Origin of the sequence: Sphingomonas sp. 4RDLI-65 (assembly GCF_049472435.1) — a bacterium.
Taxonomy (GTDB): domain Bacteria; phylum Pseudomonadota; class Alphaproteobacteria; order Sphingomonadales; family Sphingomonadaceae; genus Sphingomonas.
In genome coordinates this window covers 20,404-33,435 of the sequence record NZ_JBCEBT010000011.1, presented here as the reverse complement: position 1 = coordinate 33,435, position 13,032 = coordinate 20,404, and the positions used below count along the sequence as shown (strand labels likewise).

The 13,032-nt window shown below is 66.2% G+C and carries 15 protein-coding genes; all 15 read right to left on the bottom strand.

Annotation, left to right across the window (positions count from 1 at the left end; translation table 11 throughout):
* Window positions 1-40: 40 nt before the first annotated feature.
* The 15 genes from VH567_RS16705 to VH567_RS16635 all read right to left on the bottom strand — a co-directional run bounded on the left by VH567_RS16705 (window position 41) and on the right by VH567_RS16635 (window position 12,830).
* A complete protein-coding gene (locus tag VH567_RS16705; RefSeq protein ID WP_423327356.1) occupies window positions 41-823 on the bottom strand; it encodes a LysR family transcriptional regulator in 783 nt (260 codons plus the stop codon).
* Window positions 820-1,218: a Co2+/Mg2+ efflux protein ApaG gene (gene apaG / locus VH567_RS16700; RefSeq protein WP_423327355.1), complete on the bottom strand. Its 399-nt coding sequence runs from the start codon at window positions 1,216-1,218 to the stop codon at window positions 820-822. Before apaG ends, VH567_RS16705 begins: the two co-directional genes overlap by 4 nt.
* Window positions 1,215-2,420 (bottom strand): trans-sulfuration enzyme family protein, encoded by a 1,206-nt coding sequence (locus VH567_RS16695; RefSeq protein WP_423327354.1) that lies wholly within the window; start codon window positions 2,418-2,420, stop codon window positions 1,215-1,217. The genes apaG and VH567_RS16695 overlap by 4 nt, the downstream gene beginning before the upstream one ends.
* Before the next feature lie 74 nt (window positions 2,421-2,494).
* The gene (locus tag VH567_RS16690; protein WP_423327403.1) at window positions 2,495-3,607 is read right to left on the bottom strand and encodes a glycosyltransferase family 2 protein; all 1,113 of its coding nucleotides are present in this window, start codon (window positions 3,605-3,607) and stop codon (window positions 2,495-2,497) included.
* Window positions 3,608-3,614: 7 nt separating this feature from the next.
* Window positions 3,615-4,661, bottom strand: a complete 1,047-nt coding sequence (gene leuB, locus VH567_RS16685; RefSeq protein ID WP_423327402.1) for a 3-isopropylmalate dehydrogenase — start codon at window positions 4,659-4,661, stop codon at window positions 3,615-3,617.
* Window positions 4,662-4,701: 40 nt separating this feature from the next.
* Window positions 4,702-5,433 carry a DNA repair protein RecO gene (gene recO, locus VH567_RS16680; protein ID WP_423327353.1) on the bottom strand — a complete coding sequence of 244 codons (732 nt, stop codon included), beginning with the start codon at window positions 5,431-5,433 and terminating at the stop codon, window positions 4,702-4,704.
* Between the two features lie 87 nt (window positions 5,434-5,520).
* Window positions 5,521-6,423: a GNAT family N-acetyltransferase gene (locus tag VH567_RS16675; protein WP_423327352.1), complete on the bottom strand. Its 903-nt coding sequence runs from the start codon at window positions 6,421-6,423 to the stop codon at window positions 5,521-5,523.
* Complete coding sequence (locus VH567_RS16670) at window positions 6,423-7,400, bottom strand: polysaccharide deacetylase (RefSeq protein WP_423327351.1); 978 nt, start codon at window positions 7,398-7,400, stop codon at window positions 6,423-6,425. The genes VH567_RS16675 and VH567_RS16670 overlap by 1 nt, the downstream gene beginning before the upstream one ends.
* Before the next feature lie 84 nt (window positions 7,401-7,484).
* A complete protein-coding gene (gene uvrC, locus VH567_RS16665) occupies window positions 7,485-9,410 on the bottom strand; it encodes an excinuclease ABC subunit UvrC (protein WP_423327350.1) in 1,926 nt (641 codons plus the stop codon).
* Window positions 9,411-9,726: 316 nt separating this feature from the next.
* Window positions 9,727-10,047 carry a DMT family transporter gene (locus VH567_RS16660; RefSeq protein ID WP_423327349.1) on the bottom strand — a complete coding sequence of 107 codons (321 nt, stop codon included), beginning with the start codon at window positions 10,045-10,047 and terminating at the stop codon, window positions 9,727-9,729.
* A gap of 204 nt (window positions 10,048-10,251) precedes the next feature.
* Complete coding sequence (locus VH567_RS16655) at window positions 10,252-10,824, bottom strand: hypothetical protein (protein ID WP_423327401.1); 573 nt, start codon at window positions 10,822-10,824, stop codon at window positions 10,252-10,254.
* A 37-nt stretch (window positions 10,825-10,861) separates the two neighbouring features.
* Complete coding sequence (locus VH567_RS16650) at window positions 10,862-11,356, bottom strand: ATPase (protein WP_107961470.1); 495 nt, start codon at window positions 11,354-11,356, stop codon at window positions 10,862-10,864.
* Window positions 11,357-11,413: 57 nt separating this feature from the next.
* Window positions 11,414-11,641: a F0F1 ATP synthase subunit C gene (locus tag VH567_RS16645; RefSeq protein ID WP_031394300.1), complete on the bottom strand. Its 228-nt coding sequence runs from the start codon at window positions 11,639-11,641 to the stop codon at window positions 11,414-11,416.
* Between the two features lie 39 nt (window positions 11,642-11,680).
* Window positions 11,681-12,439 carry a F0F1 ATP synthase subunit A gene (locus tag VH567_RS16640; protein WP_056056028.1) on the bottom strand — a complete coding sequence of 253 codons (759 nt, stop codon included), beginning with the start codon at window positions 12,437-12,439 and terminating at the stop codon, window positions 11,681-11,683.
* Between the two features lie 70 nt (window positions 12,440-12,509).
* A complete protein-coding gene (locus VH567_RS16635; RefSeq protein WP_132737613.1) occupies window positions 12,510-12,830 on the bottom strand; it encodes an AtpZ/AtpI family protein in 321 nt (106 codons plus the stop codon).
* Window positions 12,831-13,032 lie beyond the last annotated feature (202 nt).

Genomic DNA, 13,032 nt, shown 5'->3' with positions numbered 1-13,032 from the left:
GGTGACACCCCGGCGCGACGCGGTCTGCGTCCAGGTTGCCTCACGCGGTCAGGGCATCCACAAGCGCGCGGACTTTCTTCTGGCGCCACTGCGGGAGCGGGGCGACCAGCCAGTATCCCCCCTTCGACGGCTGCGACTCGCCGATCAGCCGGACGCGGGCCTGTGCGAGATCGCGGCGCGCGAGCAGTTCGGGAACCGTCGCGCGACCCAGTCCTGCCGCTGCTGCGTCGATCGCGAGTCCGGCATCCGTTACGCGGACCAGCGCTACGCCATCCTCTCCGGACCATGCGATCGCGGCTTCGCTATCGCTGCCGGGCGCGGCGATCGTCACCATGCCCTCGGATTCGAGCGCTTCCCCCTCATGCTCGCCAGGACCATCGCCCCAGCGGATCGCGAGGTCGAGATTGGCTTCGGTGAAATCAACATTCTCGTCTGCGGTGATCAGCACGAACCGCAGTTCGGGATCCGCCTCGGCGATCTGCGCAAGCCGTGGCATCAGCCACTTCTCGGTCAGGTCGCGCGGCGCGGCGATCGTCAGCGACTTCGAAGACTGCCCGGCCTGCATCGCCCGCACGGCTTCCTCGAACTGCAGGAACCCGCCACGCAGCGCGCCAAGCCCTGCCTCCGCCTCGGGCGTCAGTTCGAGCCCGCGCGTAGTGCGGCGGAACAGGACTACGCCCAGCGTATCCTCCAGCGCACGGATCTGCTGACCAACCGCCGCTGGCGTGACGGCCAGTTCGTCCGCAGCACGCGTAAACGACAGATGCCGCGCCGCCGCGTCGAGTACGCGCAGGCCATTGAGCGGAAGATGCGTGCGCTTCAATTCAGCACCGCGGGCGCGAACAGCGAGAAGCGGGGGATCTCGACGTCGAAGATCGCGCCGTCCTCGCGGACCATGCGGTATGTCCCCTGCATTGCGCCCGATGGCGTCGCGAGCGGGCAGCCCGAGACATAGTCGAAGCTCGCGCCCGGTTCGATCACCGGCTGTTCGCCGACCACGCCTTCGCCCTCGACCGAGTGGCGCGCGCCGCGACCGTCGGTAATCACCCAGTGGCGGGTGAGCAGCTGGACGGTGTCCGTGCCCTCGTTCTCGAGGCGGATGTGATACGCCCAGAACCAGCGGCCACGCTCGGGCTCGGACTGTTCGGGCAGGTAGCTGACCGACACGCGCACCGTCACCCCATCGGTCGTCGCCGCGTTGGGGAACAGCGCTTTCACAGGCCCGCCTGCCTCAGGGCCTGGTCGAGATCGTCGATCACGTCCTGCGCATCCTCGAGCCCGACGTTGATCCGCAACAACCCCTCAGTCACCCCCATCTCGATTTGCTTGTCGGGCGAGACGCTCGCGTGCGTAGTCGAGGCGGGATGCGTCATCAGCGAGCGCGAGTCGCCGATATTGTTCGAGATATCGACCAGTTCGAGACCATCGAGCAACGCATGCGCCTGCTCGCGGCCCTCGACCTCGAACGCGAAGATCGGCCCGCATGCGTCCATCTGGCGCATGGCGAGTTCGTGCTGCGGATGGCTCGGCAGGAAGGGGTGCAGCACGCGGGGCACACGGCCTTCGAGAAATTGGCCAACCTTCATCGCGTTCTCGGACTGGCGGTGGATACGCAGGTCGAGCGTTTCGAGGCCCTTGAGGACCACCCACGCATTGAACGGTGACAAGGTCGGCCCGGTGTTGCGCGTAAACGGCAACAACGTATTGGTGATGAAATCCTCGGTTCCGCAAACCGCGCCGGCGAGCACGCGGCCCTGCCCGTCCATCATCTTCGTCGCGCTATAGGCAGTGACATCCGCGCCGAATTCCATCGGCCGCTGCAAGGCCGGCGTCGCGAACGCGTTGTCGACCACCGTCGTGATGCCGCGCTCGCGCGCGATGTCGCAGATCGCCTTGAGGTCGGCGATGTCCATCGTCGGGTTGGCGGGCGTCTCGAAGAAGAACACCTTGGTTTCAGGGCGAACCGCGTCGAGGAACGCCTGTGGATCGCGCGCATCGACGATCGTCGTGGCGACCCCGAACTTCGGCAACAGCGTGTCCGTGAGCCAACGGCACGAGCCGAACGCCGCGCGCCCGCCGACGAGGTGATCGCCGGTCTGGAGCTGGCATAGCAGCGAGGCGGTCATCGCCGCCATGCCGGTCGCCATCGTCCGGCACGCCTCGGCGCCTTCGAGCAGCGCGATCCGCTCCTCGAGCATCTGCACGGTCGGGTTCTGCAGGCGGGAATAGGTCATCCCCTCCTGCTCGCCGGCAAAGCGCGCCGCGGCGTCGCCCGCCTTGTCGTAGCAATAGCCCGAGGTGAGGAACAACGCCTCCGACGTCTCGCCATATTCGCTGCGGGCGGTGCCGCCGCGGATGGCGCGCGTCGCGGGACGCCAATTCTGGGTGATCGAACGATCCTGGCCGGTCTTGCGCTTCATGCGCGCCGCTTTGCCGGGGGGGAGCGGCGATGACAAGCCCGGGGACAGCCAGGAGCACACCCGAAGGGCGCGACCTAGTACCGCCCCCAGGTGAATTTGGAGGACAGCGCGTAGTTCCACACTGCGCCGACCAGCACGCCGACCAGTGCCGACGCCGCCCAGGCGCCGTCCCGCATTTCGTACAGGAACGCGGCGATGCCGACATTGGCGATCGCGCCGACCGAGCAGATCACCGCGAACGACACCCAGCCGTCCGCCAGTTGTCGCCAGCCCTTCAGGCGGCGATCGCGATAGGTCAGCGCGTTGTTAAGGAAGAAGTTGAAGGTCAGTGCGGCCAGCGTCGCGACGATCTCGCCCAACACGAAACCGGCGCCGAGACCAAGGAACAGCGCAGTCAGCACGACCATGTGGATGCCGACGCCAAGCACGCCGATCGCCGAGAACATCGCGAACCGCACCGGCACGAAGCGGCCGAACATCCGATCGTACAGCGCGATGAGATATTCCATCGCGACCACGTGATCGAGCTTGCTCTCGCCCTCGGTCCGGCAACGGAACGTGTAGGGCAGCTCGACGAAGCGCAGCGGCGTCGGCGAGGCGGTCAGCAGGTCGAGCATGATCTTGAAGCCGATCGCCGACAGATCGGGCGCAAGCCGGCGGACGACATCGGTACGGATCGCGAAGAACCCGCTCATCGGATCGCTGAGATCGGCCTTCAGCACGCGCCGCGACAGTTTGGTCGCAAGCGCGGACTTGGCCACGCGGTCGCTGTCCCACTCGCCCGTGCAGCCGCCGACGACGAAGCGCGAGCCGACCACGACATCCAGCGCGCCCTCTGCCGACCCGTCGCCCTTGAGCAGGTCGAGCATCGCCGGGAGCAGCGTCTCGTCATGCTGCAAGTCGCCGTCGATCACGGCGACGACCGGCGCGGCGGTGGCGCACATGCCCTCGATGCACGCCGACGACAGCCCGCGGCGACCGATCCGCTGGATCACGCGGATGCGCTTGTCCAGCCGGCCGATCTCGCGTGCGGCATCGGCGGTGCCGTCGGGACTGTCGTCGTCGACGAAGATCGCCTCCCAGTTTCGCCCGACCAGCGCCTGATCGAGCTTGGCGACCAATGTCGCGACATTGGCCTTCTCGTTGAACGTCGGGATGACGACCGCGAGTTCGAGAAGGTCGGCGATCATCAGGTCAGCCGAGCTTGGCAAGAATGGCGTCGCCCATCGCGGCGGTGGTCAGCGTGCCGCCGAGATCGGGCGTGCGCGCACCACCGAGGATCGCGGCCGCGACCGCAGCCTCGATCCGGTCGGCGGCTTCGGGCATCCCCAGCGAATGCCGCAGCATCATCGCGGCGGACAGGATCGCCGCGCACGGATTGGCCTTGCCCTGCCCGGCGATGTCTGGCGCGCTGCCGTGGATCGGTTCGTACATGCCGCGGCCGGTGCCATCGAGCGCGGCGGACGGCAGCATGCCGATCGAGCCCGCGCACATCGACGCTTCGTCCGACAAGATGTCGCCGAACAGGTTGCCGGTGACGATCACGTCGAACTGGCCGGGCTTGCGGACCATCTGCATCGCTGCGTTGTCGACGTACATGTGGCTGAGCTTGACGTCGGGATACTCGGCCGAAACCTCGATCACGACATCGCGCCAGAGCTGCGAGGTCTCGAGCACGTTGGCCTTGTCGACCGACAGTAATTTGCCCTTGCGGGTGCGTGCGGTCTCGAAGCCGACGCGGGCGATGCGCGCGATCTCGCGTTCGTCGTAGCGCATCTCGTCATGGCCTTCGCGCAGGCCGTCGGCAGTGGTGCGGAAACCCTTGGCGCCGAAATAGACATCGCCGGTCAGTTCGCGAATGATGACCATGTCGATCTCGCGCGCGATCTCGGGGCGAAGCGCAGACGCATCCTCCAGACCGGCAAACAATTTGGCGGGGCGCAGGTTCGCGAACAGGCCGAGCGCCTTGCGGAGGCCGAGGATCGCCTGTTCGGGGCGAAGATGACGCTCGAGATTGTCGCAATCGGGATCGCCGACCGCGCCGAACAGGATCGCGTCCGCGCGCTTCGCGAGTTCCAGCGTCTCGGGCGGGAGCGGATGGCCGACCGCCTTGTACGCGGCGCCACCGACGAGTCCCGCTTCATAGGTGAGGTCAAGACCGAGCGTGTCGAGCACGCGGCGCGCTTCCGCGGTGACTTCGGGTCCGATGCCGTCGCCGGCCAGTATCGCGATCAAGGGCATGTGCGTTCCTCCGCCGCCGCCCTTGCCGGGCGATGCGCGCTCACGCAACCGCCCTTTTGAGGCGATCCACCAGCCGGTCGCGTGCCGCAAGCGGATCCGCGCGACGATCGACGAGGATGTCGCGGGCAAGAAAATGACCGGTCAGGCGCAGGCCGTCGAACACGTCGGGCCACTCGGCTTCACCGCCGATGATGAGAAATCGTGGCAATCGCAACAGCTTGGCCTCGTATCCGAACGCGGCCCCGCGCGAGACTGCGCCGCCGCTCTTGGGACTGACGAAGCCGAGGTCGTCCTCCACGCCACTCGCCACGCAACGATCGAGGTCGAGCCCGAAGCCGAGTTCCGCCAGCACCAGCAGTTCGTAGCGCACGAGTGCCGCCGCCCATCCGCGTGCCGAAGGCGCCGCCTCGATCGCGCCGAGCACGCCGTCGAGCGCGTCGTGGATCTGGGGATAGGGTTGCGCTTCGGGGAGCGCCGCCGCCGTGAGCGCAGTCGCCCATTCGAGCGCACCAGCCGCGAGCGGTTCGTGGTGGAGCGTCGCGCGGCTGTGGATCAGCTCGGCAGTCAGCGACGCGAGTTGCTCCCCCGTTCGCGCGCGCCATTCGCCCTGGATGACGTTGGCCTGCAACAGCACCGGCCGCATCGCGCGAGACCGGCCGCCGCGGACATAGCCGGGCTGGACGCCGTCGTTGCGGGTCAGCGCCCGCACGATCGCGCCATGCTCGCCATGCTGGCGGACGGCGACGACGATGGCGGCTGCGCGAAGATGCATGGCGTTCTCTTAGCCCTCTCGCATCGCGAGAGGGAGGGGCGTGCGATCGACGCGTGTAGGTTGCGACAATCGAACGTCGCGGGGCCTCTAGCGGCGTATTTTCTTTGCGAGCCTTGCCACGATCGGGTGCGTCGCCGCGCGCTTGGCCGAGGCCATCGCCGCGTCGAACGTCCGCAATGCCGCCACCGTCACGCGATTCGCCGGCGTCGGGCGAAGCAGCAGCACGTCGACGCACGCCGTGCCACCGGTCGAGAATTGCCGCTTGTGCTGCCCTTCGCCCTCGGTGAAATCGAACCGGGCGAACCGCGCCTCCGCGAAAAGTTCGCGCAACGCCTCCACCTGGAGCACCGCGCCGGGCGACAGCGCGTTATGCGTAGGATCGTGACCGACATGGTCGTAGCGCAGCGACCCTCCGTCCGCGGTGCAGCACAGATAGGCAACTGGTTCGCCATCCAGGAACAACAGCCATGCCCGCAGCGCATCCGCCGCCGCGCACGCCTGGAGGTGCCGTACCGACTCGGCGTCTTCGGGCAGTCCCGACCGCAGCAATCGCGCCTGATACGTCGTTGCGGAGACGGCGTAGGCGAGCGGATAGAACACGGCGAAGGACGCAGGCGTATGATAGCCGCGGATATCGAGCGCACCGCCGTTCGCCAAGGCCAGCTTCCTCGCCTTGCGCCTGATGCCCGATCGCGCGCTCCCCGATAACGTCGCGAGCCATGCCGCCTCGCCCGCCGCCAGATCGACATGATACCGGACATAGCGCTGGCGAACGAACGCGCGCAGGCCCTGCGTGTCTAGACCCGCCAGCATCGTCTCGGGCAACGACGTCACCAGATAGCCGTCCGCGTCGACCGGCAATGGCGGCAGCGCGGAGCGAACCCCGCCAATTACCGCATCGAGCGAAATCGATACGCGCACCAATCGCCTCGGGATCGCAGCCAGCGTTCGCGCGCCGACCTGAAACCGCAACGACAGCGTTTCAACCATTACCGTCGCCGCAGCCGAGACCGTTCCGAGACCCAGTTCGACCAGAGTTGCTCCGCCTGGCGCCAGCGCGTCCGCAACTGATCGGGCGCGAGCGGCACGTCGGCATGGTCGAGCGCGAGCGGCGGGCGATCAACGAAATGATATGTCGGGAGGACGTCGCGCATTTCGGCGAGCATGCCGCACAGCGCCTGGAAACGACGCACGTGGACCGCATTGGCGCGGGTGCCACGGCGGTTGGCCAGTTCGAAGCCATGGCTGACGATCGTCACCGCGGCATGGTGCGATACCGCGGCGTGTTCGAGCGCGTCGTAGCTTTCGCCCGCCGACAGCGCGCAGAGCTGGAAGGTGCGGGCCTTGCCGGGCTTGTCCTCGATCACGGTGACGGGGACTTCGATCAGGTCGCTGTCGGGGGACGGCCGGATCGGTGCGATCTGGTGCACGGGAAGCGAGATGCGGCTAGCGGCATGGGCTTCGGAACCGTTGTGGCTGCTGTCGTAACTGAAGCCGAGCGTGCCGAGCGCGGTCAGCGTGTCGTCGTTGGCGGCATAGCTTCCGGCGCGGAAGGCGATCGGTTTGGGCGCCCCCGCCTCGACCAGCAGGTCGGTGGCGCGAACGAGCAGCTCGGTCTGTTCGGCGAGGCTGTAGTCGTGGAGCTGGAACCGCGCATGGCGCACGCCGCCATCGCCGAGCCTCGCCCCGGTCCAGTTCGGGTGAAGATGGAGCTGCACCTCCTGCCCGGCTGCGAGGATCGTCTCGACCATGCGGCGGACCGGCGCGAGGCCGTAGACGAGCGCAGGCATCGGATCGACGAAGAAACAGGCCTTCAGCTCGTGCCGGGCAAGCTCGGCAAGTTGGTAGCTCAGCCCGACGCCCGCGGGTTCGAGCGACCGTGCGTATATGTCGTCACACCCGAGCCGCGCGGCATGATGGCGCCAGGCGAACTCGGTGTCGACGGTGAGAAAGACGGGCGTGGTCACGGGGCCGTGTGTAACAAATCGTAATGAAGATTGAATTGCGTTTTCGCGCAATCGAACCGGATTGCATGGATCGGGTGGGGCGCCCTACCGTGAGTGGTAGAAGTCGTAGACCTGCTGCGCCACTCCGGCCGACACGCCGGGTGCCTGTTGCAGGTCCTGCAAACTCGCATTGCGGACCGCGCGGCCGGTGCCGAAATGCATCAGCAACGCCTTCTTCCGCGCGGGTCCGATGCCGGGCACCTCGTCGAGCGGACTAGCGCCGATCGCCTTGCTCCGCTTGTCGCGGTGGACGCCGATCGCGAACCGGTGGACCTCGTCGCGCAGGCGCTGGAGATAGAACAGGACTGGAGCATTTACCGGCAGCTGGAACTCGCGGCCGTCGAGCATGTGGAACACCTCACGGCCATCGCGGCCATGCTCGGGGCCCTTGGCGATCCCAACCAGGCACACGTCCTCGACGCCGATCTCCTCGAGCGCGGCCTTCACCGTGTTGAGCTGGCCCTTGCCGCCGTCGATCAGGACCAGATCTGGCCAGTCGCCCGAATCGCGATCGGGGTCTTCGGCCTGCGCGCGCGAGAAGCGGCGGGTGAAGACCTCGCGCATCATCGCGAAATCGTCGCCCGGCGCGGTATCCTTGTTCTTGATATTGAACTTTCGATACTGGCCTTTGCGGAAGCCCTCGGGGCCCGCGACGACCATCGCGCCGGTCGCGGCGGTGCCCTGGATGTGGCTGTTGTCGTAAATTTCGATCCGCTGTGGCGGCTCGGGAAGGTCGAACAGGTCGGCGACTTCGCGCAGGAGTTTCGCCTGCGTCGTCGACTCGGCCTGCCGCCGCTCAATCGCCTCGACCGCGTTGCGCGTGGCCTGGTCCATCAGGCGACGGCGATCGCCGCGCTGCGGGACCTGGATCGCGACCTTGTAGCCCGCGCGTTCGCCCAACGCCTCGACGAGCAGTGCGCCTTCCGGCAATTCGCGGTCGAGCAGGATCTGCTTGGGCGGGGGCACGTCCTCGTAGAATTGGCCGAGGAAGCTGGTCAGCACCTCGTCCTCGGGCACGTCGTTGGTGTGCTGCGGGAAGAAGCTGCGATGGCCCCAGTTCTGGCCGCCGCGGATGAAGAACGCCTGGATGCCGATCAGGCCGTCCTTGCACGCCATCGCGAAAATATCGGCATCGCCGACGCCCTCCGCGTTGATCGCCTGCGTGCCCTGGATGAAGGTGAGCGCGCGGAGACGGTCGCGGAGCAACGCCGCGAGTTCGAAGTCCATGTTCTCCGCTGCAGCCTGCATCTGCGCGCCGAGCTTGGCCTGCACACCGGTCGACTTGCCACCGAGAAACGCCTTCGCATCCTCGGTCAGTTCTTTGTACGCCGCCTCGTCGATCCGGCCGACGCACGGCGCGGAGCAGCGCTTGATCTGGTACAACAGGCACGGCCGGTCGCGGGTCTTGAAGAAGCTATCGGTGCAACTGCGCAGGAGGAACAGCTTCTGGAGCGCGTTGAGCGTGTTGTTGACCGACCCGGCGCTGGCGAACGGGCCGTAGTAATTACCCTTCGCCCGCCGCGCCCCGCGATGTTTCTGGACGCGCGGGAAGGCGTGGTCGTCGCGCAGGAGGATGAACGGAAAGCTCTTATCGTCGCGCAGCAGCACGTTGTAGGCGGGGCGATAGCGCTTGATGAGCTGCGACTCGAGCAGCAGCGCCTCGGCTTCGTTGTTGGTCGTGACGATCGTCATCGACCGGGTCTGCGAAACCATCCGCTGGAGGCGCTTGGTGAGCCGTTCGACCTGGACGTAGTTTGCAACGCGGTTCCGGAGCGCACGCGCCTTGCCGACGTAGAGCACGTCGCCGCGCGCATCCTGCATGCGGTAGACACCGGGGCGGATCGGTAGCGTGTCGAGCACGTTGCGGATCGCCGCTACGCCAGCCGCGAGGTCGGGCGCCTCACCGCCGCCGCGGACGGCGAACGTCGATTTGTCTTCGTTGAACCGGTCGGGGGAATTGGGGGAGGACATCGCTTCGGAATCTAGGGAGTGCGAGGGGGTTATGCCAGCGGAAGGCAGTGATGTTCACGCGAAGGCGCGATGGCGCGAAGAGAAGATTGATTTCGCGCAGAGGCGCAGAGGACGCTGAGAGTAAGGGGGATTGGAGCTGACGTCCGCTTCAAACCGCCGGAGGCTTCTGATCCCTGTCGCAGTCCTAACACCAACCCGGACCGCAACACCTCCGCGCTCTCTGCGCCTCTGCGCCTCTGCGCGAACAAAACCTTCTCTTCGCGCCTTTGCGCCTTCGCGTGAATCAACCTTCTTCATGCCCTGCGGGCGAAGATCGTCAACCTTGGGCGAAGACCTTGGTGCCGACGATGCCGACCACGGTCAGCGCCATGAAGCAGGCCTGGATGCCGCTGACCTTGTCGCCGAACAGGATGACGCCGCCGATGATGACGCCGATCGCGCCAGCGCCGGTCCAGATCGCGTAGGCGGTGCCGGCGGGGAGACCGCGCATGGCAAGGGCGAGAAGGCCCATGTTGACGAAGCTGAGGATGATCGGGACGCTGGAGGCTTGCCACGTCGCGACGGTGGCCGCCCATTTCAGGCTGAGCGCCCAGCAGATTTCGGTGACAACGGCGACCGCGAGGATGAGCCAGGACATGTATGTTCTCCAACGGGCTCATATTGGAGACTCGGCCGTCGGAAACCCGGGAAGAGACGGCCGTCTGTGAGAAACGGAAAAAAGCGCCAGGCGAACTACCGTTCCCCCGCGGAGGCGGGGGTCCAGAGTTGCGAGCGCTGTACTATGAGATCCTGGGCCCCCGCCTTCGCGGGGGAACGGCAGCGCCAGTCGCGCTGCCCCCGATTAGTTCAGGCGCGCCAAGCCGGAGATCGAGCGGTCGACCATCATGCGGTCGGCAGCTGCGTCGTGGTGTTCCGCGATCAACATGCCGGCAGCCTTGGCCGCAGCATCCGCCGCCCGCGCGCGGACTTCGGCGATCGCGGCGCGCTCGGCGGCGGCGATCTTGTCCTCGGCCATCTTCGCGCGGCGGGTCATCAGGTCCTCGGCGCCCACCTTCGCCTTGGCGATGATCGCCGCGGCCTCGTGATGCGCGTGAGCCTTCATGGCTTCGGCTTCGACGTGCGCGGTCTTGGCCTTGGCCTCATACTCGGTGCGGATCGCCTCGGCTTCGGCACGGAGCGCCTTGGCTTCGTCGAGCTGCGTGCGGATGCCGGCGATGCGCGTGTCGAGCATCTTGCCGATCATCCCTGGAACCTTCTTCCAGATCATCAGCAGGATGACGACGATCATCGCCACCGCGACCCAGCCGGTCGAGGTCAGGCCGAGCGCGGTCGGATCGGCGACATGCTCGACACCGCCGGGCGCGGTCGTGTGACCCTGAATACCCTGGTTGTCGATCGCACCTTCGGGCGCCATGCCCTCTTCGTGGATGACCTTTGCGGCCGAATCTGGATTAGCCATGCGCCGTCGTCCTGCGTACCGCGTCGGTCGCCGCGTCCAGGCTGACCTGGAGGCCGGCTACCTTGGCGGCCAATTGCTGTGCTGCCTCGGCGGCGACACCCTGAAGGTTCGAGAGTGCCTCGGCCTTTGCGTTCGCTACCGCCAGATCGTGATGACCCAGACGCTCGGCGAGTTCGGCATCGGCCGCGTGGACCTGCTGCTCGAACGCGGTCGCCGCACGCTTTGCTGCTGCCGCAGTTTCGGCCTGCGCCGCGACGCGGGCCGCGTCCATTTCGGCCTGCCAGTTCGCCTGGACCGTATCGGCCTGCGCACGGGCAGCGACCGCCGCCGCCAGATCGCCGGCGATCTTGCCTTCGCGCGAGTCCACGTTGGACACGATCTTTGGCACCATTCCCTTGCCGATCCCGAAATACAGGATGCCGAAGGTGAGGAGCAGCCAGAAGATCTGCGAGGCGTAAGTGGCGGCTATCTGGGCAATCTGGGGCATTGGTCTGTCCTGCGTTAATCCGGCCGGGCGCGGTTGCCCGGCCAAATCACCGAGTGGTTAGGCGACGAACACCAGGATGATCATGGTGACGAAGGCGAGCAGGCCGAGAAGCTCGGCTGCTGCGAAACCGATGAACAGACGGCCCTGCTGGCTGTCGGCTGCGCCCGGGTTGCGCAGAGCGCCGGCGAGGAACTGTGCGAACACGTTGCCCACGCCGAGTGCCGCGAGGCCCATGCCGATCGCTGCGAGGCCGGCGCCGATCATCTTTGCTGCGTTGACGTCCATGATAAATTCCCTTTGAAAATCAGTTAGGTAATGGAAAACTTAGTGAAGGTTTACGGCGTCGTTCAGATAGACCGACGTCAGCAACGCGAACACATAGGCCTGGATCGCGGCGACCAGCAGCTCAAGCAGCGTAATGCCGATCATCAGCAGCATGCTCGGCGCGCTCACCAGACCGATATACATTCCGCCGAGGTTCAGACCGTTGATCACGAACGCGGCGAGCACCTTGAGCAGGATATGCCCCGCAGTCATCGCCACGAACAGTCGCAGACCGAGCGAGAACGGACGCACCAGGAACGACATCAGCTCGACCACGAAGATCAGCGGGATCATCAGCGCCGGCGTGCCGCTCGGCACGAACAGCGAGAAGAAGTGGAAGCCGTGCTTGCCGAAGCCGACGAGCAGCACGATCGCGAAGCTGATCAGCGCCAGCACGCCGGTGACGGTCATGTGGCTGGTCACGGTGAACGGGTGCACGCCGGGGACGATACCGAACGGCAGCAGGCCGATGATGTTCGCGAACAGGATGAACATGAACAGCGAGAAGACATAGGGCACGAAGCGCTTGCCGCCGGGGCCGACATTCTGCTCGAGCATGCCCGAGATGAAGCCGGTAAAGCCCTCGACCGCCATCTGCCACCGACCGGGCACGAGCTCGCGCTTCATGCCACCGATCATGAACGCCCAAAGCGCGACCAGCGTCACCACCATCCACAATGCGGAGTTGGTGAACGACAGGTCATAGCCACCTACGATCCAGTGCGAGCCGAACGCCGGCTCGATCAGGAACTGGTGCATCGGATCGATCTTGCCGCCCTGTTCTGCCGCCACGTGGAATCCCTGCCGTCTTGATACGACAAACGCCCGGTTACTCCGGGCGTTCGCCTGAAATTCGAATGATCTGCCTGAACGCGACCGCTATCCCGAGGAACAGCAGCACGATCAGCCCCCAAGGGCCAGTGCCGAACCAGCGGTCTATCAACCAGCCGATCAGCGCACTGCCGACGAGACTCCCGATCAGGGCGGAAATGACGCGATTGCCTTGCGAGTAACCCCGCTCGGCATCCGCCCCCTTCTGCCCCTTTGCGAGCGTTTCCCGATGCTGCGCCTCTCGCAATCGCTCATCGAGCGCGGAAAGTCGCGGATCGTCAACACCCTGGGGGTCCTGTCCGGGTTCGATCTCCGCCACGCACGTTCCTCCACCTGATTTCGCATCGGGGAGGAAGCAAGCAGCGACGAGCGATCCCGCCAAGGCGCGGTCCGTTTAGAAAAGGGGGGGGTGCAAGTCAACCGGTGTGACAGGGGTGTCATTAATGGGGCGATGATATCGCTGTTCCGGACCAAGAAGGGTTTCCGGATCGCGGCGGGACTTACGAAGAAGGCTCGCTCTT